Source organism: Mesorhizobium sp. W067 (assembly GCF_054719525.1).
Map to the genome: position 1 here is coordinate 669,945 of NZ_JBTTII010000001.1, position 16,795 is coordinate 686,739.

Annotated in this window: 20 protein-coding genes, 3 tRNA genes and 1 pseudogene; 15 read left to right on the plus strand and 9 right to left on the minus strand. The window is 63.7% G+C overall.

Features of this window, described 5'->3' with window-relative positions:
• The first annotated feature begins 97 nt into the window (after positions 1-97).
• The 6 genes from ACYG97_RS03215 (at position 98) to ACYG97_RS03240 (ending at position 5,817) form a co-directional block, all read left to right on the plus strand.
• The gene (locus ACYG97_RS03215) at positions 98-1,300 is read left to right on the plus strand and encodes a diaminopropionate ammonia-lyase (protein ID WP_023701889.1); all 1,203 of its coding nucleotides are present in this window, start codon (positions 98-100) and stop codon (positions 1,298-1,300) included.
• Between the two features lie 2 nt (positions 1,301-1,302).
• Positions 1,303-2,529 carry a Zn-dependent hydrolase gene (locus ACYG97_RS03220; protein WP_031199450.1) on the plus strand — a complete coding sequence of 409 codons (1,227 nt, stop codon included), beginning with the start codon at positions 1,303-1,305 and terminating at the stop codon, positions 2,527-2,529.
• A gap of 12 nt (positions 2,530-2,541) precedes the next feature.
• Complete coding sequence (locus tag ACYG97_RS03225) at positions 2,542-3,714, plus strand: amidohydrolase (RefSeq protein ID WP_023733897.1); 1,173 nt, start codon at positions 2,542-2,544, stop codon at positions 3,712-3,714.
• Between the two features lie 96 nt (positions 3,715-3,810).
• Entirely contained in the window at positions 3,811-4,614 is an 804-nt protein-coding gene (gene speB / locus ACYG97_RS03230) for an agmatinase (RefSeq protein WP_023733898.1), read from the plus strand.
• Positions 4,615-4,676: 62 nt separating this feature from the next.
• The gene (gene dapB, locus ACYG97_RS03235; protein ID WP_023733899.1) at positions 4,677-5,450 is read left to right on the plus strand and encodes a 4-hydroxy-tetrahydrodipicolinate reductase; all 774 of its coding nucleotides are present in this window, start codon (positions 4,677-4,679) and stop codon (positions 5,448-5,450) included.
• A 142-nt stretch (positions 5,451-5,592) separates the two neighbouring features.
• Positions 5,593-5,817, plus strand: a complete 225-nt coding sequence (locus ACYG97_RS03240) for a DUF680 domain-containing protein (RefSeq protein WP_031262227.1) — start codon at positions 5,593-5,595, stop codon at positions 5,815-5,817.
• 193 nt (positions 5,818-6,010) lie between these two features.
• Here ACYG97_RS03240 and ACYG97_RS03245 read toward each other — a convergent pair whose 3' ends face one another.
• The 4 genes from ACYG97_RS03245 to purM are packed head-to-tail and all read right to left on the minus strand — an operon-like array spanning position 6,011 to position 8,675.
• Complete coding sequence (locus ACYG97_RS03245) at positions 6,011-6,526, minus strand: SixA phosphatase family protein (protein ID WP_023733901.1); 516 nt, start codon at positions 6,524-6,526, stop codon at positions 6,011-6,013.
• A gap of 10 nt (positions 6,527-6,536) precedes the next feature.
• Positions 6,537-6,869 carry a hypothetical protein gene (locus tag ACYG97_RS03250; protein WP_023711894.1) on the minus strand — a complete coding sequence of 111 codons (333 nt, stop codon included), beginning with the start codon at positions 6,867-6,869 and terminating at the stop codon, positions 6,537-6,539.
• Positions 6,870-6,891: 22 nt separating this feature from the next.
• On the minus strand, positions 6,892-7,599 hold the full coding sequence (purN, locus tag ACYG97_RS03255) for a phosphoribosylglycinamide formyltransferase (RefSeq protein WP_023733902.1): 708 nt from the start codon (positions 7,597-7,599) through the stop codon (positions 6,892-6,894).
• Positions 7,596-8,675 carry a phosphoribosylformylglycinamidine cyclo-ligase gene (gene purM, locus ACYG97_RS03260; protein WP_023733903.1) on the minus strand — a complete coding sequence of 360 codons (1,080 nt, stop codon included), beginning with the start codon at positions 8,673-8,675 and terminating at the stop codon, positions 7,596-7,598. Before purM ends, purN begins: the two co-directional genes overlap by 4 nt.
• Positions 8,676-8,862: 187 nt before the next feature.
• Here purM and ACYG97_RS03265 point away from each other — a divergent pair.
• The 5 genes and pseudogenes from ACYG97_RS03265 (at position 8,863) to ACYG97_RS03285 (ending at position 12,250) form a co-directional block, all read left to right on the plus strand.
• A pseudogene (locus ACYG97_RS03265) lies at positions 8,863-9,420 on the plus strand (CDP-alcohol phosphatidyltransferase family protein).
• Positions 9,392-10,585 (plus strand): AI-2E family transporter, encoded by a 1,194-nt coding sequence (locus tag ACYG97_RS03270; protein WP_023733904.1) that lies wholly within the window; start codon positions 9,392-9,394, stop codon positions 10,583-10,585. The pseudogene ACYG97_RS03265 and the gene ACYG97_RS03270 overlap by 29 nt, the downstream one beginning before the upstream one ends.
• A gap of 2 nt (positions 10,586-10,587) precedes the next feature.
• The gene (gene hdaA / locus ACYG97_RS03275) at positions 10,588-11,292 is read left to right on the plus strand and encodes a DnaA regulatory inactivator HdaA (protein WP_023711890.1); all 705 of its coding nucleotides are present in this window, start codon (positions 10,588-10,590) and stop codon (positions 11,290-11,292) included.
• A gap of 320 nt (positions 11,293-11,612) precedes the next feature.
• Entirely contained in the window at positions 11,613-11,870 is a 258-nt protein-coding gene (locus ACYG97_RS03280; protein ID WP_023711889.1) for a type II toxin-antitoxin system Phd/YefM family antitoxin, read from the plus strand.
• Positions 11,867-12,250 carry a type II toxin-antitoxin system VapC family toxin gene (locus ACYG97_RS03285; protein WP_023819147.1) on the plus strand — a complete coding sequence of 128 codons (384 nt, stop codon included), beginning with the start codon at positions 11,867-11,869 and terminating at the stop codon, positions 12,248-12,250. The genes ACYG97_RS03280 and ACYG97_RS03285 overlap by 4 nt, the downstream gene beginning before the upstream one ends.
• 8 nt (positions 12,251-12,258) lie before the next feature.
• On the opposite strand, the gene ACYG97_RS03290 is transcribed toward ACYG97_RS03285, so the two are convergent.
• The 4 genes from ACYG97_RS03290 to ACYG97_RS03305 form a co-directional block, all read right to left on the minus strand.
• Entirely contained in the window at positions 12,259-12,519 is a 261-nt protein-coding gene (locus ACYG97_RS03290; protein WP_023701878.1) for a hypothetical protein, read from the minus strand.
• A gap of 402 nt (positions 12,520-12,921) precedes the next feature.
• Complete coding sequence (locus ACYG97_RS03295) at positions 12,922-13,233, minus strand: hypothetical protein (RefSeq protein ID WP_023670292.1); 312 nt, start codon at positions 13,231-13,233, stop codon at positions 12,922-12,924.
• Between the two features lie 175 nt (positions 13,234-13,408).
• Positions 13,409-13,485, minus strand: a tRNA-Pro gene (locus ACYG97_RS03300).
• Between the two features lie 51 nt (positions 13,486-13,536).
• Positions 13,537-14,721, minus strand: coding sequence for a flavin-containing monooxygenase (locus ACYG97_RS03305; protein WP_023733906.1), 1,185 nt, complete (start codon positions 14,719-14,721; stop codon positions 13,537-13,539).
• A gap of 173 nt (positions 14,722-14,894) precedes the next feature.
• Here ACYG97_RS03305 and ACYG97_RS03310 point away from each other — a divergent pair, with 173 nt between their 5' ends.
• A complete protein-coding gene (locus ACYG97_RS03310) occupies positions 14,895-15,200 on the plus strand; it encodes an ETC complex I subunit (RefSeq protein WP_023733907.1) in 306 nt (101 codons plus the stop codon).
• 60 nt (positions 15,201-15,260) lie between these two features.
• Positions 15,261-15,337: transfer RNA gene (locus ACYG97_RS03315), tRNA-Arg, on the plus strand.
• Between the two features lie 20 nt (positions 15,338-15,357).
• On the opposite strand, the gene ACYG97_RS03320 is transcribed toward ACYG97_RS03315, so the two are convergent.
• Positions 15,358-15,431 (minus strand) — tRNA-Cys (locus tag ACYG97_RS03320).
• 130 nt (positions 15,432-15,561) lie between these two features.
• On the opposite strand from ACYG97_RS03320, the gene ACYG97_RS03325 reads away from it, so the two are divergent.
• Together ACYG97_RS03325 and ACYG97_RS03330 are read left to right on the plus strand one after the other, a co-directional pair.
• The gene (locus tag ACYG97_RS03325) at positions 15,562-15,897 is read left to right on the plus strand and encodes an antibiotic biosynthesis monooxygenase family protein (RefSeq protein ID WP_031193516.1); all 336 of its coding nucleotides are present in this window, start codon (positions 15,562-15,564) and stop codon (positions 15,895-15,897) included.
• Positions 15,897-16,787, plus strand: a complete 891-nt coding sequence (locus tag ACYG97_RS03330; RefSeq protein WP_023733909.1) for an alpha/beta fold hydrolase — start codon at positions 15,897-15,899, stop codon at positions 16,785-16,787. The genes ACYG97_RS03325 and ACYG97_RS03330 overlap by 1 nt, the downstream gene beginning before the upstream one ends.
• Positions 16,788-16,795 lie beyond the last annotated feature (8 nt).

Below are 16,795 nucleotides of genomic sequence, written 5' to 3' on the forward strand. Positions count from 1 at the left end.
ATCCTGGCGAAACAAACTTGCATTTCGAAGCGCCAATAACAGCGCTATTTGCGCCTCGGCTGCAATATGATTTCGTCACACCCAAAGGAGGCCACCCGTGTTCCTGCTCAACAGCAATGCCTTGCACCGTCGGCCGCTCGATCCGGTCGATGCCGAAACGCTGGGGAATGCCGGTGCCGATACGGTCGAGCGCTTTCTTGCCCATCGCGACAATCACCTGGCAACTCCGTTGCATGCATTGCCGACGCTGGCCGGCGAACTCGGCCTCGGCTCCGTCCACATCAAGGATGAAGGCTTTCGCCTCGGTCTCGGCAGTTTCAAGGCGCTCGGCGGCGCCTATGCCGTTTTTCGACTGGTGCTGGAGGAGGCGAGCCGATCGCTTCATCGGCCCGTTGACGTGGCCGATCTCAACCGGTTCGACGTCCGGGCGGTCGCTGCCGGCATGACGGTTGCCTGCGCCACCGACGGCAATCATGGCCGCTCGGTCGCGCAAGGTGCACAGTTGGTAGGCGCGAAAGCGGCAATCTTCGTTCACGCCGGCGTCAGCGAGGCGCGCATTGCAGCAATAGCCCGCTATGGCGCCGAGATGATCCGCGTCGACGGCAATTATGACGACTCGGTCAGGCAGGCCGCCGAGGTTTCAGCGGAGCAAGGCTGGACCGTGGTGTCCGACACCTCCTGGCCGGGCTACGAGCGCATCCCCGGTCTGGTCATGCAGGGCTATACGGCGATCGTGCGCGAAGCGTTGGGCCAGTTGCCGCAGCCGCCGACCCATGTCTTCGTGCAGGCCGGTGTCGGCGGCATTGCCGCCGCCCTGGCCGGCCATCTCGCCATCGTGCTCGGTGACGCCAGGCCGACCTTCATCGTCGTCGAGCCGGCCCGCGCCGCCTGCGTTGTCGCAGCCGCCCGGGCGGGCCACGTGGTCAAGGTCGCACACGACCAGCCGACGGTGATGGCGATGCTCGAATGCTACGAGGCCTCGCAAGTTGCCTGGCGCGTTCTGGCGCGGGTTGCCGATGCCTTCATGACGGTGGATGAGGAGGAGGCGGTCGCGGTGATGCGGCGGCTGGCACGGCCGGCTGGCAATGATCCAGTGATCGTCGCCGGCGAAAGCGGCGGCGTCGGTCTGGCCGGGCTGATCCGGGCGGTGGCCGACCACAAGGCCGCTCTCGGGTTCGACGACAAATCCCGCGTGCTTGTAATCAACACCGAAGGCGCCACAGACCCGCACCGCTATACCGAGCTGGTCGGGCAGAGCCCCGCCGATGTGCTGGCCGGCAAGCTGAAGGCCGAGGCATAGCCATGATCGGGATCGATGCACAGCGTCTGCTTGGCCGCATCCGGGAACTCGCCGCCGTTGGCCGCGACAGTGAGGATAGGCTGATCCGGCTCGCCGCCTCCGACACAGACAAACAGGGCCGTGACCTCTTTGTCGGCTGGCTCAGGCAGGCCAGGCTGGAAGTCGCCATCGACCGGGTCGGTAATATCTTCGGCATCTGGCAAAGCCCCGACAATGCCGGGCAGGCGCCGCTGCTCATCGGTTCGCATATCGACACCGTTATCGATGCCGGCATCTATGATGGCTGCTACGGCGTGCTGGCCGGGCTGGAGGTGATCGAGACGCTGCAGGCTTCGGGCTTTTCGCCGTCGCGCCCGGTCGCGGTCGCCTCTTTCACCAATGAGGAAGGTGTGCGCTACACGCCTGACATGATGGGCTCGCTATGCCATGCCGGTGGCGTCAGTGCCGAGGCCGTGCTGGCCGCCATCGGCACGGATGGCAGCGTGCTCGGCCAGGAGCTCGCCCGCATCGGCTATGCCGGCGACCGCGAACCCGGCTTCCTCAAGCCGCATGCCTATCTCGAACTTCATATCGAGCAGGGGCCGGTGCTGGAGCGTGAAGGCGTGCCGATCGGCGCGGTCGAGAATTTGCAAGGCATTTCCTGGCAGCGCATCACCATCGACGGCGCCGCCAACCATGCCGGCACCACGCCGATGTCGATGCGCAGCGACGCCGGCCACGCCGCCGCCCGCATCATCACCTTCCTGCACGATCGGGCCAGGGCTTCAAATGGGCCAACCGTGGCCACGGTCGGCACGATGCGCTTCGAACCCAACGCCATCAACGTCATTCCCGCGCGCGCCGTCTTCACCATCGACCTGCGCGATCCCGACGAACAGCGCTTGCAGGCGCATGAGGCGGCCCTTGCTGCCTATCTCGAGGAGCTTGAGGTTTTGGAGAACGTATCGATCTCGGTCGAGCGGCTCGCCCGCTTCGAACCGGTGCTATTCGACATCGGCATCGTCGAACGGATCGAGGCGGCCGCGAAGAACCGCGGTCTCGGCGTCAGGCGCATGACATCGGGCGCCGGCCATGACGCGCAGATGATGGCCCGCCTCGCGCCGGCGGCAATGATCTTCGTCCCGAGCGCCGGTGGCATCAGCCACAATCCGCGCGAACACACTGAAGATGCCGAGCTTGTCGCCGGCACCAACATCCTGCTTGATGTCGCCAGTGAGCTTGCAAGATAGGTCGGGGAGAAAATGGCTGAGCTCGATCGTGATGTGCTGAAGCAGGAAATGACCGGCTGGCGGCGCGATTTGCACGCGCACCCCGAGTTCGGCTTTGAGGAAAAGCGCACCGCTGGCTTTGTCGCCGCGAAGCTGCGCGAATTCGGGCTGGACGATGTTGCAGAGGGGGTCGGCGGCACCGGCATCGTCGGCACATTGAAGCGCGGCAGCGGCAACCGGGCGATTGCGCTCAGGGCCGACATGGATGCGCTGCGCATCACCGAGCAGTCCGCGACCGCCCATCGCTCGCAGAACCCCGGCATCATGCATGCCTGCGGCCATGACGGCCACACCACCATGCTGCTCGGCGCGGCAAAGCTGCTGGCCGCCGAGGGCGGTTTCGACGGCACCGTGCGCTTCATCTTCCAGCCCGCCGAGGAATGGGGCAGGGGCGCGCTGGCGATGCTGGACGACGGGCTGCTGCAGCGCTTTCCCTTCGACGAGATTTTTGGCCTGCACAACATGCCTGGCCTGCCCATTGGACATTTCGAGACCCGTGCCGGCCCGTTTATGTCGGCGGAGGACAATTTCGAGATCGTGCTCAAGGGGATCGGCGGCCATGCGGCGCGGCCACATTCCGGGAACGAGACGCTGGTCGCCGCCTGCGCGCTGGTAACCAATCTGCAAACCATCGTCTCGCGAAGGCTGAGCCCGGCCGACATTTCGGTGGTTTCGGTGACCGAACTGATCACCGACGGCACCCGCAACGCATTGCCCGGCCTCGCCCGCATCCTTGGTGACGCCCGCAGTTTTCGTCCCGAGGTCAGCGCCGAGATCGAGCGCCAGATGCGGGTCATCGCGGCGGGCACCGCCGCCGCCTACAATGTCACCGCCGACGTGACCTACAGCAGGGAATTCGTGCCGCTGCAGAACGATGCCGACCTGGTGGACGCGGCCTTTGTCGCCGCAAGGCGCGTGCTGGCCGATGGCGCCGCCGGCATCGCGGCGGAGCCGATGACCGCCTCGGAGGATTTCGCCCGCTTTCTCGACCACGTACCGGGCTGTTTCGTCTTCCTCGGCAATGGCGAGGCCTCGGCCCCGCTGCACAATTCCAGCTACGACTTCAACGATGACGGGCTGTTGCACGGCACGAATTTCCACGCCGCGATCGTCAGGCAAAGGCTGGGCGGCGCGATCGGGAAGTGACGCCTGATCGCCTTCGCAGCTGGCCCAAGCGGCACTGCTATCGCCAGCCAGCTCCCAGGTTTAGGGAGATTGCCTGTTCCCGGAGATCGCACGCCGATGACCAGGGTTTCGCTTCTGGGAATACCGCATGACGAGAACTCGTCCTATCTCAAGGGCGCGGCTGCAGCGCCGGCCCTGATCCGGCGCGAACTCAAAAGCGACGCGCACAGCTCGTGGAGCGAAACCGGCTTCGATGTGGCGGACAGTTTCGTCGACCACGGCGACATCGACTTTTCAGGCGCCGGCGATCCGTGGGAGCGAATCGAGGCCGAGGTCGGCCGCGCGCTGGATGCCGGCCACCCGTTGATCAGCCTCGGCGGCGATCATGCCATCGCCTGGCCGGTGCTGCGTGCCGTGCGCCGCCGCCATGCCAGGCTAACGATCGTCCAGATCGACGCCCATCCCGACATCTACGATGCCTATCAGGGCAACAGGCGGTCCCACACCTCGTCCTTCGCGCGCATCCTGGAGGAGGGGCTGGCCGACCGGCTGATCCAGATCGGCTCGCGCACCCTCAATGATGAGCTTCGTGACCAGCTCAAGCGCTTCGGCGTCGAAATGATCGAGGCGCGGCATTTCAGCGAGGATCTGCAGCTCGATCTCAAGACGCCGGTCTATCTCTCGGTCGATCTCGACGGCCTCGACCCGGCTTGTGCGCCCGGCGTGTCGCACCGCGAACCCGGTGGTCTTACAACCCGGCAAGTGATCAACCTGATCCAGCGGATCGACCAGCCCATCGTCGGCGCCGATGTCGTCGAATACAATGCAAGCCAGGACGTCTCCAATCTCACCGCGCTGGTTGCCGCCAAGCTGGTCAAGGAGATCGCCGGCATGATGCTCAAGACGCATGGCGCCGGCTGAATCAATCTGGCAGGCGGCATGGTAGATCATTGTTGCGACTCGCATTTCCAGTGAAAGCCGCCATGCCGCATCCATTGAAAATAGCCATAGCCGGTGCGCTCGGCCGCATGGGCAGGGAGATGGCGCTGGCCGTCGAGACCGATCCCAGGCTGGCGCTCGTCGCCCGCTTTCACAGGCCGGGCAGCATCGGTGAGGGGCTGGTCGAGCGCGACGAAGCACTGGCGCTTGCGGATGTCGTCATCGATTTCACCACGCCTGCGGCCTCCGTCGATCTTGCACAAGCTTGCGCGGCCCGCGGCGGCCCGGCGCTGGTCATCGGCTCGACCGGCTTCGAGCCGGCCGATCTCGCCGCCATCGCTGCTGCTTCGAAGTCCGTCGCCATCGTTCGCTCCGGCAGCTACTCGCTCGGGCTCAGCATGCTGACCGGGCTGGTCGAGCAGGCGGCGCGAGCACTTGGTCCCGACACCGACATCGAAATCCTGGAAGCGCATCACCGCATGAAGGTCGACGCACCGTCGGGCACGGCGCTGATGCTGGGCGAGGCGGCCGCTCGCGGACATGGCGTCAGGCTGGACGATGTGGCGAAACGCATCCGCGACGGCGTTACAGGTCCACGCCCTGCCGGCGAGATCGGCTTTGCCGTGCTGCGCGGCGGCAGCATCGTCGGCGAGCACAGCGTGAGCTTGCTGGCCGAGGGCGAGACGCTCACGCTTTCCCATTCGGCCGCCGACCGCTCGATGTTCGCGCGCGGCGCCATTGCGGCAGCACGCTGGGTCGCCGTCCGGCCGCCCCGCGAATACGACATGCGCGACGTACTGGGCTTCACGACCTTTTGAGATGCAAGCGTAACGCAACGAGGGGCGTTGCGAGGTCGGAGCCGTATAGAGAATAGAATATAGCAACAACTACGCCATTTCGCGCCTTCCCACACCGAACCGAACGGTTCGGTTCGCACATTTTTGTGATTGGCAATGGCAGATCGCATTTACCGCTGCTGCCATCCTCCTTGCCACCGGCACCGCTTTCGCAGGCAGCGACCACTACGGCTCCGACGGCGTCAACCAGCCTGCTGTGGCCGCGCCCGCCGGCAACATCGATCACAATTATACCGCCTCGATCCGCAAGCCGGCCAGCCTCGGCGATTTCACGATCAAGGGCGACTCGAACCAGCCGGAATCCGGCCAGGGCATCTGGGGTCGTTGATTTTCTGAGAAATCTACGACCACAAAGAGCGGTGGGCCCGGCCCACCGCTCTTGTTTTTATGCAATCGACTCGGGGCCGCAAAGATCTTGAATCAATCCGCCAGCAATTGGTCCTATCTCCTTGTTTGACCGTGGTCTTTTCAAAACACGGTTTGCGGCTGTCACCTGCGGCTAGCCCGTTAGGCAGCTTGGTCTAGCTTAGATCCTTCGGCTTGATGCAATGCGTCAACCGGGCCGCGCCGAAGCCGAGATCCGCCCAGTCGCCGTCGATGACAAAGCGGGCAAGGGCGCCGGTCGGGAATTTCTCTTCAAGTTTCCTGAGAGCAGCCACACCCGATCGCGGACCGGCGAGCCGGCGGGCAAAGTCCTCCAGGCCGGGATTATGGCCGAGCACCAGGAGACAGCTAGCCGATGCGACTGCCTGCTGCAGCTCGGCCAGAATGTCGCCAGCCGTGGCTTCGAAAAGCGCCTCGGCGAACTCCACCGTTACGCTCGCCGACAGTTCCGCCGAGACCAGCCGCCATGTCTCGCGCGTACGCAGCGCCGGCGACACCAGCGCCAGGTCAGGCAGCCAACTGCGCCGGGCCAGTTCGCGCCCCATCAGCGGCGCCGTCTTCAGCCCGCGCGGCCCGAGCGGCCGGTCGAAATCAGCAACCGCCGGGTCGTCCCAGCTCGACTTGGCGTGGCGAAGAAGAAGCAGCTGTTTCATCTGTTAGATCTCAGGACCAGGGAATTTCGCGCTGGAAGTCCATGCCGTATCCGCCACCGTATTTAGCGCCAGTAGCGGCATCAAAGGCTGCCGACAAAGTGCCGAAGACGAAAAGGCCGACGCGCCTCTCATCATTGTCCCATTGGACGGCAATATCCGCTTCGGTGATCGCCCAGGCACCCGATCGAATATGAATTGCGCCGATGATCCGCCCAACTACCTCGTCATGCGCTTCGTATAGGTAAAAATAAGCCGTGGCGTTTGCTGGCCCTTCAGTGTCGTCATGTTCAAAGACGCCGGCGAGATCGCCTTTTCTCCGGATCGCGCTGTCAAAAATATCCAAGGGCTTTCAGGTCCTGAAGCGCCTACGGCGTGATCCGCGCCAGATGTTCGAGATCGCGCTCTTCGCGCAGCGGGTCGGGGGCCATCACCACCGAAGTTCCGTTTTCGGCATCGTCAGCGAAATGCGCCAGCACAGTGCGGCCGCCTTCCATGCGCGCCTTGCCGTCGGCGACGAGGCCGAGCGCCAGCGCGTAGAGCCGGTGCTCGGCTTTCAGAACGCGGGCGGCCAGTGTGTCTTCATTGTCGCCGACCATCACCGGCACCGCGGCTTGCGCGATGATCGGGCCGTCATCCATCTCAGGCGTAACGAAATGCACCGTGCAGCCATGGATACGCATGCCGGCGCACAATGCGCGTGCATGGGTATCCAGGCCCTTGAAGGCCGGCAGCAGGGCAGGGTGGATGTTGATCATGCGCCCCTGCCACTTCTCGACCAGGCCGCGGGACAGGATGCGCAGATAGCCGGCCAGCGCCACGATCTCGGCGTTGAATGCAATCAGCGCGGCGTCGATCGCCGCATCATGGGCTTCCTTGCTGGCATGGTCGGCGCGCACGATGACCTTGGTCGGGATACCGCGCGCGGCCGCGATGCCGAGGCCGGCGGCGTTGGCCCGGTCGGAAATGACGCCAACGATCTCGGCCGGATAGGCCGGGTCGCTGGCCGCCGCGATCAGCGCCGTCATGTTGGAGCCGCGTCCCGAGATCAAAACAACCGTGCGTTTCCTGCTCATAGGCCGATCGAGCCCCGATAAATGACGCCGGCGTCGCGGCGCGGCACGATGCGGCCGATCGGCGTCACCGTCTCGCCGGCCTCCTGCAGCACGGCTGCGACCTGTGCGGCCTGGCCGGAGGCGACGACGAGGATCATGCCGATACCGCAGTTGAAGGTGCGCATCATCTCCTCCGGCGCCACGCCGCCAGTCTTCGCCAGCCAGGAAAACACCGCCGGCACATCGATGGCATTGAGATCGAGCTCTGCGGAAAAGTCCTTGGGCAGGACGCGCGGAATGTTTTCGGGAAAGCCGCCGCCGGTGATATGGGCCAGTGCCTTGATCCCATGCGTGTTGCGGATGGCCTTGAGGACCGACTTCACATAGATGCGGGTCGGCTCGAGCAGCGCCTCGGCCAGCGTCGCTTCGTCGTTGAACGGCGCCGGATCGCTCCAGGCAAGCCCGCTGACGGCAACGATACGGCGCACCAGTGAAAAGCCATTCGAATGCAGGCCCGAGGAAGCCAGCCCAAGCAGCACGTCGCCTTCGACAATATCGTCGGTCGGCAGCAACTGGCCGCGTTCGGCCGCACCGACGGCGAAGCCGGCAAGGTCGTAATCCTTGTCGTTATACATGCCGGGCATTTCAGCGGTCTCGCCGCCGATCAGCGCGCAGCCGGCCTGTCGGCAGCCGATTGCTATGCCGCCGACGATTGCCGTCCCCTGGTCGGGGTCGAGCTTGCCGGTGGCGAAATAGTCGAGGAAGAACAGTGGCTCGGCGCCCTGCACGACGATGTCGTTGACGCACATGGCGACGAGGTCGATGCCGATCGTGTCGTGCTTGCCGGCATCGATGGCGATCTTCAGCTTGGTGCCGACGCCGTCATTGGCGGCAACCAGCACCGGATCCGTGAAACCCGCCGCCTTGAGGTCGAACAGGCCGCCAAAACCGCCGATCTCGCCATCGGCGCCCGGCCGGCGCGTCGCGCGCACCAGCGGCTTGATCTTCTCGACCATGAGGTTGCCGGCATCGATGTCGACGCCCGCCTCGGCATAGGTGAGCCCGTTCTTGCGCTTGGCCCGGTCGCCCTTGCTCATCGTCGGCGCATCCCTGTTTCCCTCGGCGGCTCTTCGCATGAATGGTTTCGGGGGGCAAGGATGACGACAGGATACCGGGCTTTTGCCCAAGATAAATACGTGGACAGTCGCCCCTTCACCGCTGGTCCTTGCAGCCACAATCCATCTCCATCATCTATCTGCAGAACAAGCATGGCGGGACATGCCTTTGACCATTCCCAACCTCATCACCATCCTGCGCTTCGTGCTGGTTCCGGCCGTCGTACTGGCGATGCTGAATATGCGCTGGGACTGGGCCTTTGCCGGCTTTCTCGTCGCCGGCATTTCCGACGGCGTTGACGGCTTCATCGCCCGCCGTTTCAACCAGCATTCGAAATTCGGCGCCTATCTCGATCCAATGGCCGACAAGGTGCTTCTGGTCTCGGTGTTCGTGGTCATGGGCTTCATCGGGCAATTGCCGCTGTGGCTGGTGGTGACCATGGTGTCACGCGATGCGCTGATCATCTGCGCCGTGCTTTTGTCCACGGTCATGGCGCATCCGGTCGAGATGAAGCCGCTCTATGTGTCGAAAGGCCAACACCGCCGCCCAGATCGTGCTGGCGCCGTGGTGCTGGGCGAACTTGCCCTTGGCCTCCACCTCGACCCGCTGAGGCCTGCGCTCATATTGCTGTCCGGGGTCTTGACCGTGGCTTCGGCCGCGGCCTATCTCGTGGCTTGGCTGAGGCATATGAGCGGCTATGGCGAAGGCTCCACCCCGGGTAGTTGACAAGGATGCCGCGACTGCAGCGCTGGCAGAGGCGGCTGCGTCCCTGGCGTTTCGCCGCCAGATTTTCTTCTGGCTGGGCACGGCAATCTTCCTGGCGCTGTTCCTCTACATTTTTTCCAGCATCCTGTTGCCGTTCGTTGCCGGCATGGTGCTGGCCTATTTCCTCGACCCGGTCGCCGACCGGCTGCAACGCCTCGGCCTCTCCCGGCTGATGGCGACGGTGGTCATCCTGATCGCCTTCATCGTCCTTTTGGTGCTGGCCTTCGTCATCCTGGTTCCGGTTCTGGCCACGCAGATGGCCGATTTCGCCAGCAAGCTGCCGGAATATCTGACCCGGCTGCAGTCGCTGATCACCAGCTTCGATCCGAAATGGCTGGAGCAGAAATTCGGCGTCAATGCCAATGGCCTGCGCGACGGGCTGAATTCGCTGCTCACTTCCGGTTTCGGCCTGCTGAGCACCGTCTTCACCTCGATCTGGAGTTCCGGCGTTGCTCTGGTGTCGGTGGTCAGCCTGTTCGTGGTCACTCCGGTTGTCGCTTTCTACATGCTGCTCGACTGGGATCGCATGGTGGCGGTCGTCGACAGCTGGGTGCCGCGCGATTATGTCGGGACGGTCAGGGCGATCTCCAGGGACATCAACACCGCGACCGCCGGCTTCGTGCGCGGCCAGGGCACGCTGTGCCTGGTGCTCGGCGGCATGTATGCCACCGGCCTGACGCTGACCGGGCTGAATTTCGCCATCCTCATCGGCCTCTTCGCCGGGCTGATCTCGTTCATCCCTTATGTCGGCTCGCTGACCGGACTGGTCCTGGCCGTCGGCGTCGCCTTCGTCCAGTTCTGGCCGGACTGGACCATGATCGTTGCTGTCGCCGTGGTGTTCTTCATCGGCCAGTTCATCGAAGGCAACATCCTGCAGCCCAGATTGGTCGGAAAAAGCGTCGGCCTGCACCCGGTCTGGCTGATGTTTGCGCTGTTCGCTTTCGGCGCCCTGTTCGGCTTCGTCGGCCTTTTGATCGCCGTTCCTGCTTCGGCGGCGGTTGCCGTGCTGGTGCGGTTTGCCATTGCCCGCTATCTCGAATCGCCGCTCTACAAGGGACACTCCAGCGAGCCCGTCCCGCCGCTGCCCGCCGCTCGCGGCGGCGGCCACCGGTCGCCGCGCGGCTGAACGTGACGGATCATAAGACCGAACCGCCGCGCCAACTGCCGCTCGACCTTGGCCACGGCACCGGCTACTCGCGCGACGAACTGGTGGTGTCGGCCACCAACCGCGAGGCGGCAGCCCTTGTCGATCGCTGGCCGGACTGGCCGTCGCCGGTGATCGTGCTCGCTGGCCCGGCCGGTTCCGGCAAGACACATCTGGGCTCGATCTGGCAGGCGCGGGCCAACGCTGTGGCGGTCGATGCCCAGCGCATCGGCAATGCCATCACCGGGCTTGGCGGCAGGCCCGCGCTGATCGACGATGTCGACAAGACAGCCATCGACGAGGCGGGCCTGTTCCATCTCATCAATGAAGTGCGCGGCGCCGGGGCCACCTTGCTGTTGACGGCGCGGCGCTTCCCCGCCGCCTGGAGGGTGACGTTGCCCGATCTTGCCTCGCGGCTGAAGGCGGCGGCAACCGTCGAGATCCATGAGCCGGACGATTTGCTTCTGGCCGGTGTCATCGCCAAACTCTTCGCCGACCGCCAGGTCGAGGTCGAGCCGCATGTCGTGCAATATCTGGTGCGCCGCATCGAGCGCTCGCTGGCCACCGCCATGCGCGTGGTCGAACGCCTCGACCGCACGGCGCTCGAGCGCAAGACGCCGATCACCAGGGCGCTCGCCGCCGAGATCGTCAGCGCCATGGATGAAGGGCAGGGCGAGTTCGAGGTTTAGGCAGTGGAAGGAGAAGACTCCGCTCCTGTCCCATTTCGAGAAGAAACCTCTGGCATCCATCTTGCAACACTGCGTTTGCCGGCTGACCCCGGTCCTGATCGCGTTCCTGATCGGGTTGTAGGCTCGCCGGGAGTGATGATTGGGGTTCTCGCCCGGCGAGCTTACCTTCAGATAGAATCGCCGCAAGGCCTACGATTGCACGCCAGCTGTCATTCAGACTTCACCAAGCCGCAAGATCTCATCGTCCTGCATTGAAATGGAGCATTAGATGGTCTACTTTTTGGATATGGACCAGAGCATGGTCCATAAAGGAGCGGTCAATGCAGGTATCCGTTACAGACGCCAAGGGGCAGCTCACCGAACTGGTGCGTCGTGCCGAGGCTGGGGATGAAATTATCCTGACCCGCCATGGTCATGCAGCCGTGCGCCTTGTTCCCGTGAAGGCTGCCCCTGACAGGAAAGGCCGCCGGGCATTGCTGGAGGCAATGCGAGCATCCGGCGCTGCCAAGGCAAAGGCCGGGTCGGATGCCGCGCGGAGCCAGGATTTCCTCTATGGCGCTGATGGCCTGCCCGAATGATCGTGGTCGATACCTCGGCCCTGATGGCGATCGTTCTTGCCGAACCTCAATCCAGTGCCTGCATTGCGGCGCTGGAAGCCGAAGACGATATTTTGATCTCGGCTGGCACAGTGGCCGAGGCGCTGATCGTGGCGGATAGGCGCAATGTCGGTGAGGAAATGGCCGGCCTGATCGACGGGCTCGGCTTCGAGGTCACGGCGGTGACACCAGCCTCTGGCCGACGCATAGCCGAGGCGTATGGGCGATGGGGCAAGGGTATTCATCCGGCCGGGCTCAATTTCGGCGATTGCTTTGCCTATGAAGTGGCAAAGGATCGAGCCTGCCGCTTACTCTATGTTGGCGACGATTTTTCGAAGACCGATATCGAGAGCGCTCTATAGAGCTACGTTTATGCCCACAACGCCGCCAGATACCGGACCAGCAGATAGACCACCGTATGCGCTGCCACGTAGCACGCGGCAACGACGACAAAGAACAGCACGCTGGCGGGCCACGAGCGGGGAGGGCCTTGCCTCTTGCTCGGCCGGTTGTTCCAGATCCACAGGGCCGCACAGATAATGGCCCAGACGACGACGAACGGAACCGTGATGCCGATGTAAGCGAAGTAGGCAGGGCCAATCAGCGAAAGCCATGCCTCGAGACCAAGCATCCAGAATCTCCCCTTGCCCGGAGTCTAATGCATGTCGCTCAAAAGTGGTCCCGGTTTTGAGAGAACGACATGCATCAAAACAAAAATCAAAGCGCGTCGCCTGGATACGTTTCAGCGCGACGCGCTTTTAGACCGGCGATAGAAGTGGAAGCGAGGGGATTATCCCTGCGTCGATTTTTAGCCAAACCCGCCGAAGGGATGCTGTTCGATGACACGGGCGCCTGATGCATGTCGCTCAAGTGGCCCCGGTTTTGAGAGAACCGCATGCATCAAACATGCATCAAACATGCATCAAACAAGACCTCAAGCGCGTCGCGTGAGTCCGTTCAAATGAGACGCGCTTTAGGTCAGATTGGTGCTCCGGTCGCCAAACTCGGCCGTAGCAGGTCTAAAGCGATCGGATCAGCCGCAGACCCTGACCTCTTCGACGACCCTGTGGTGATGGCGCCAGTGCCTGACCAGTTCGATATGGCAGCGGTGATGGCGATGGTGGCGCCGCCATTGGCCATCCTGGTTGTCGCTGTAGTCGTCGCCATAGTCGTCGCTATAGTCTTTGTGGCGCTGGTGATGGCGAAGAATCTGTATATCGCCATCGTCGGACGAATATTGATCGTCGTCATCGGACTGGATAGTCAGACTGGCGGCTTGCGCCGGTGCGATCAAAGCCGCCGTTCCGGCGAACGCGATCATGGAGGCGACGAGAAGGGTTTTCATTGTTTGCTCCTTGGGTTGAACATACACAACTCTCGGAGCGAACTGGTGTTCCAATGTAGGGTCCGATCGGCGAGCGGCTGCTGCTGGGCAATGTGTGCCGCCAGGCGCAACCGGCGAGGCAGCCATTGGCGACCTTGGGGGTGACCTGGGCAAGGATGGGCTTTGTGGGAAAAAATGGTCGGAGTGGAGAGATTCGAACTCCCGACCCTCTGGTCCCAAACCAGATGCGCTACCAGGCTGCGCTACACTCCGAGGCCCTGCGGCGTATACGGTTCCGGACCCTGTCGCGCAACCCCTAAAACATCAAACGGGGCTTGGCGGTCTGCGCTCCCGCGCAATCCTGGCTGCGATCGCCTTGGCCTGGATGCGAGCATTGGCGAAGCAGCCGCGGATGCTTGGCCGCATGCCGGTGAACCACAGGCCCGGCAGTTTCGGGTCGCTGTCGGCGCCGTTGAACAGCGGCACGCCCTTTTGGTCGAGCACGCCGAGCTTGCCCAGCATGGCCTCGAGCCCGGTGCGGTAGCCGGTCGCGGCGATGACGATATCGGGCTGGATCGTCGCGCCATCGTCGAAAACGACCGTGTCGCCGGTAAATTTCCGCACGGTTGGCAGCACGATGATCCTGCCGTCCTTGATGGCATCGACGGCGCCGTCATCGGTGGCGATGGCGGTATAATCCGACGCCAGCCGGCTTGCGCCGCCCGAAGGCGTCGGCGGCACGCCGTAGGCCGTGAGGTCGCCGAAGGCCCATCGCTGCGTCGCCGCCATCACCGCATCGGCGAGCTTGAACGGCAGCCGCGCCAGGATTGGCGAAAATCGGTGGACGGCGATCTGGCCGAGGCGCTTGGGTAGCAGTGCCGGACCGTTGCGCGCCGACAGCCAGATCTGTCCCGCGTCGGCTGCCACCAGGTGATTGAGCACGTCGAAGCCGGAATTGCCGGCGCCGACGACCAGCACTTTCTTGCCCGCATAGGCCTTGGCGTCGCCGAATGCGGCCGAATGGATGATGCGTCCGGCAAAGGCCTTCATGCCTTTCCAGGCCGGAATGAAGGGCTGCCGGTCGCGCCCGGTGGCGATGACGACATGGCGCGCCAGCCGCGGCCCGGCACTGGTCCGCACAAGCCAGTGGTCGCCCTCGAAGCCAATCTCCTCGACCGCGATGCCGAACTCGACCGGCAGCCGGTGCATGGCGTGGAATTCGTTCAAATGGCCGATGATGGTGTTTCGGTGCGGAAAGGCAGGGGTGCCGGCAGGAAAGGAAACGCCCGGCAGCGCCGAAAGGTCGCGATGCGTGTTGAGATGCAGTCGCTCGTGCCGCCCGTGCCATGGCTCGGCCAGCCGGGCTTCCTTTTCCAACACCATCACAGGCACGCCGGTCTTGAGCAGCGCATGGGCTGCGGTCAAGCCGGCTGCCCCGGCGCCGATCACGATCGCGCCGTCGAAAATCGCTTGGCTGTCGGCCTCGGCGTGCAAAATCCCTGCGTCCATGCCTCTTTGTGTCGCCATCATGACCATGACTTTTGATGCTACGCCAGTGTATCCAGCCTATGCCGCTGCCGAAGCGACCTGGTTGCAGGCCGCTTCGGCCTTGCCGTCGGCAGTGTTGCACAGTATTGACTGAAATAAGGCGGCGCTACCGCCAACGCAGCTACGAGGTGCCCATGTCCGCGCGAATTTTCAGCCCAGCCAAAACCGCGATGCAGTCCGGCAAGGCCAAGACCGGCCATTGGGTGCTGGAATTCGATCCCGCCCAACGCAAGAAGATCGACCCGCTGATGGGCTACACCACATCGGGCGACATGCTGAGCCAGATCAGGCTGACCTTCGACACCAGGGAAGAAGCGGTGACCTATGCCGAAAAGCAGGGGCTGGCCTTCCGTGTCGAGGAGCCGAAAGAGACCAAGCGCCGGCAGATTTCCTATGCGGAAAATTTCCGCTATGACCGCAGGATACCCTGGACGCATTGACCGGCGGTCAGCGCCTGGCACATAGACACCAGCCGGCCAAGATATCAAATGCCGGCCAGCGGTCCCGTAGCTCAGCTGGATAGAGCACCGGCCTTCTAAGCCGATGGTCACAGGTTCGAATCCTGTCGGGATCGCCAACAACTTCAAAGAGATAGTGTGGAGGCCTGAGTGGGAATTGAACCCACTACGTCGGTTTTGCAGACCGATGCGTCACCGTCCCGCCCTCAGACCATGGCTCCTTGTGCATTGACCGCGACAGCTAGTCAACTTGGCCGGCCTCTGCTCGCAGGTTCGGACCGCGATCCGGCTGCCACCAGTCGAGATGTTCGGAACGCGGCTCGCGTTCAGGCGTTTGTCGCAGATGGCACCGAAAACCCCGACCATTGCGCGCATCTGGCGCGGCAGGACCTCGCCCGACAGGGCCGACGCCTATGAGCGCTACAATTACGAGGCTGGTATCAAGCCGCTGATCGAGAAAGCGCTTGGCGTGCAGACTTTTCGCGAGGACACGCCGACGCATTCGGAATTCATCACCATCTCCTATTGGGAGAGCGTCGAGGCGATGGCCGCCTTTACCGGCGGCGATCCGCAAAGCATCCACCATCTCGACCGCGACAAGGAGTTCCTGATCGAATTGCCGAAGGGTGTCCAGGTGCTGCGAATCCGTTCCAGCCACGGAATGGTTGGCGGCAGCTGATGTTTGCGGGCTTTGACGCCAGGACCGTTCAAATGGAGGAGACATCGATCTTCGTCAGGGCCGGTGGCTCAGGGCCGCCGCTGCTGCTCGTGCATGGCTTTCCCGAAACGCATGTTATGTGGCGGGACATCGCCGTGGCATTGGCGCCGCACTTCAGCGTGGTTGCCGCCGATCTGAGAGGCTACGGACAAAGCGGCTGTCCGGCTTCCGGAGCCAATCATGCCGCCTATTCCAAACGAGCGATGGCGCGCGACATGGTGCAGGTTATGGACGTTCTCGGCTTCGACCGCTTCACGGTTGCCGGCCATGACCGTGGCGGCCGCGTCGCCTACCGGCTGGCGCTCGACCATCCCGAAACCGTGTCGAAAGTCGCCGTTCTCGACATCGTCCCCACGGCCTCCGCCTGGGATCGGGCCGATGCCAGGTTGGCGCTGGCCTTCTGGCCGTGGAGCCTGCTCGCCCAGCCGGAACCGCTGCCTGAGCGCCTGTTGTCCGCAGCACCCGACGCAGTTGTCGACAATGCGATCGCCGGCTGGGGCTCGGCTCCAGATGCTTTTCCCGCTGAGGTCAGGGCCGCCTATATCGAGGCGCTGCGTGATCCCGCCCATGCCCACGCCATCTGCGAGGAATATCGCGCCGCCGCAGGCATCGACCGCGAGCACGACGCGCAGGACCAGGCTGATGGCTGTCGCATCAGATGCCCGCTGCTTGCGCTCTGGAGCGGCGAGGGCGGGTTGGAGAACTGGTATGCGGAGGAGGGCGGCCCGTTGGCGATCTGGCGGCAATGGGCTGATAACGTCGGAGGCGGCTCGGTCAAGGGTGGGCATTTCTTCCCGGAAGAGCACCCCGAAGACACGGCTGCAAGGCTGTCGAGATTCTTCGCAAGCTGACTACGGGC

Coding starts and splice junctions, on each gene's coding strand:
- dapB (WP_023733899.1), top strand. CDS start 4,677: ATGCCGCATCCATTGAAAATAGCCATAGCCGGTGCGCTCGGCCGCATG.
- ACYG97_RS03330 (WP_023733909.1), top strand. CDS start 15,897: ATGTTTGCGGGCTTTGACGCCAGGACCGTTCAAATGGAGGAGACATCG.
- ACYG97_RS03280 (WP_023711889.1), top strand. CDS start 11,613: ATGCAGGTATCCGTTACAGACGCCAAGGGGCAGCTCACCGAACTGGTG.
- speB (WP_023733898.1), top strand. CDS start 3,811: ATGACCAGGGTTTCGCTTCTGGGAATACCGCATGACGAGAACTCGTCC.
- ACYG97_RS03305 (WP_023733906.1), bottom strand. CDS start 14,721: ATGGACGCAGGGATTTTGCACGCCGAGGCCGACAGCCAAGCGATTTTC.
- ACYG97_RS03245 (WP_023733901.1), bottom strand. CDS start 6,526: ATGAAACAGCTGCTTCTTCTTCGCCACGCCAAGTCGAGCTGGGACGAC.
- ACYG97_RS03290 (WP_023701878.1), bottom strand. CDS start 12,519: ATGCTTGGTCTCGAGGCATGGCTTTCGCTGATTGGCCCTGCCTACTTC.
- ACYG97_RS03310 (WP_023733907.1), top strand. CDS start 14,895: ATGTCCGCGCGAATTTTCAGCCCAGCCAAAACCGCGATGCAGTCCGGC.
- ACYG97_RS03325 (WP_031193516.1), top strand. CDS start 15,562: ATGGCACCGAAAACCCCGACCATTGCGCGCATCTGGCGCGGCAGGACC.
- ACYG97_RS03285 (WP_023819147.1), top strand. CDS start 11,867: ATGATCGTGGTCGATACCTCGGCCCTGATGGCGATCGTTCTTGCCGAA.
- ACYG97_RS03295 (WP_023670292.1), bottom strand. CDS start 13,233: ATGAAAACCCTTCTCGTCGCCTCCATGATCGCGTTCGCCGGAACGGCG.
- purN (WP_023733902.1), bottom strand. CDS start 7,599: ATGAGCAGGAAACGCACGGTTGTTTTGATCTCGGGACGCGGCTCCAAC.
- ACYG97_RS03225 (WP_023733897.1), top strand. CDS start 2,542: ATGGCTGAGCTCGATCGTGATGTGCTGAAGCAGGAAATGACCGGCTGG.
- ACYG97_RS03270 (WP_023733904.1), top strand. CDS start 9,392: ATGGCGAAGGCTCCACCCCGGGTAGTTGACAAGGATGCCGCGACTGCA.
- ACYG97_RS03220 (WP_031199450.1), top strand. CDS start 1,303: ATGATCGGGATCGATGCACAGCGTCTGCTTGGCCGCATCCGGGAACTC.
- purM (WP_023733903.1), bottom strand. CDS start 8,675: ATGAGCAAGGGCGACCGGGCCAAGCGCAAGAACGGGCTCACCTATGCC.